The organism is Oleiphilus sp. HI0117 (assembly GCF_001635235.1).
The window spans coordinates 1-1,510 of record NZ_LWGA01000055.1 but is presented as its reverse complement, the minus strand read 5'-3'; the positions used below and the strand labels follow the sequence as shown (position 1 = coordinate 1,510).

General features: G+C 44.4%; 3 protein-coding genes and 1 pseudogene. All 4 read right to left on the bottom strand.

Features of this window, described 5'->3' with window-relative positions:
• Positions 1–140 (bottom strand): annotated as a pseudogene (locus tag A3757_RS00930) (50S ribosomal protein L1); the annotation flags it as partial.
• Entirely contained in the window at positions 140–574 is a 435-nt protein-coding gene (rplK, locus tag A3757_RS00925; protein WP_068507436.1) for a 50S ribosomal protein L11, read from the bottom strand. The pseudogene A3757_RS00930 and the gene rplK, both read right to left, overlap by 1 nt.
• Before the next feature lie 99 nt (positions 575–673).
• Positions 674–1,207, bottom strand: coding sequence for a transcription termination/antitermination protein NusG (gene nusG, locus A3757_RS00920; RefSeq protein WP_068507438.1), 534 nt, complete (start codon positions 1,205–1,207; stop codon positions 674–676).
• Between the two features lie 13 nt (positions 1,208–1,220).
• Positions 1,221–1,510: preprotein translocase subunit SecE (secE, locus tag A3757_RS00915; RefSeq protein WP_068738997.1), on the bottom strand; the 290-nt coding region annotated here is incomplete at its 5' end.

The following is a 1,510-nucleotide window of genomic DNA, read 5'->3' as shown; positions in this document are numbered from 1 at the left end:
ATAGCAACATCTACCGACTCAGTAAACTTAACACCGTTTGAAAGCTCAGCAAGCAAAGCTACCGCTTCTTCTACCGTGTACGCTTTTTCTGCTTGAACTTTTTCCTGCACCAACTTTTGGCGCTTTGTTAATTTTGCCATTAGTTAACACCCTCAGTATTAAGTCCCATGCTACGCGCTGTACCAGCAATAATTCTTACTGCAGCATCCATATCACCTGCATTTAAGTCAGGGTCTTTAGTTTTAGCAATTTCTTCTAACTGAGCGCGAGTAACAGTTCCAACCTTCTCAGTATTAGGACGACCGCTACCACTAGTGATACCAGCAGCTTTCTTCAACAGAATAGATGCAGGTGGGGTCTTCATGACAAAAGTAAAACTCTTGTCACTATATACAGAAATTACAACAGGAACTGGCAGACCTGGTTCAACACCTTGAGTCTGAGCGTTAAACGCTTTACAGAATTCCATGATGTTAACACCGTGCTGACCTAGTGCAGGACCAACCGGCGGACTTGGATTCGCTTTACCAGCGGCTACCTGAAGCTTGATATAAGCATCAACTTTCTTTGCCATTTTTTACTCCTTCGGGTTCAAACGCTTCAATAGCTCCCCGTATAGACAGAAAAAGCCCACTTTGCAGTTCGCAAAGTGAGCAGATAAAATCTTACTTGCTTAGTCTTTTTCTACTTGCCCAAACTCTAGTTCGACAGGGGTAGAGCGACCAAAAATCAGAACCGCTACTTTAACGCGGCTCTTCTCGTAATCTACTTCCTCAACAACACCATTAAAGTCTGCAAACGGCCCATCGATAACCCGAACCACTTCACCAGCTTCAAACAAGGTCTTAGGACGAGGTTTCTCTGCACCCGTCTCTATCTTCTGAAGAATCGTATCAGCTTCACGATCAGTAATTGGCACAGGTCTTTCAGCAGTACCACCAATAAAGCCTAACACTCTTGGAGTGGACTTAACCAAATGCCAAGCATCGTCGTCCATTTCCATTTGCACAAGAACGTAGCCTGGATAAAACTTACGCTCACTCTTGCGCTTTTTACCTTCGCGCATTTCTACCACTTCCTCTGTAGGAACCAGTATTTCACCAAATTTTGCTTCCAAGCCTTTCAAAGCAACCTGCTCTTGCAACGAGCGCATTACCTGCTTTTCGTAACCTGAATAGGCATGAACTACATACCAAGCTTTGGACATCGTGATTCTCCTACTACCCTATAATACTGGAAACAATCCAGCCGATCAGGGAGTCGACACCCCATAAAATAAGCGCAACCACTAACACAAAAACAACAACTATCATTGTCGTCTGGGTCAACTCTTGCTTAGTAGGCCATACAACCTTACGAATCTCTAAACGAGCTTCAGAGACCAACTTCGCAAAGGCCTGCCCTTTTGTCGTTTGAACGGCAACCCATCCAGCAACAAATGCCAAAACAAGTAGCGCAAGCACTCTGTACAACAGAGATTCTGCTTCAAAATAGTAGTTACCCACCACGC

Excerpts from the sequence above, each read along its gene's own strand:
- nusG (WP_068507438.1), bottom strand. The coding sequence starts at position 1,207 with ATGTCCAAAGCTTGGTATGTAGTTCATGCCTATTCAGGTTACGAAAAG.
- rplK (WP_068507436.1), bottom strand. The coding sequence starts at position 574 with ATGGCAAAGAAAGTTGATGCTTATATCAAGCTTCAGGTAGCCGCTGGT.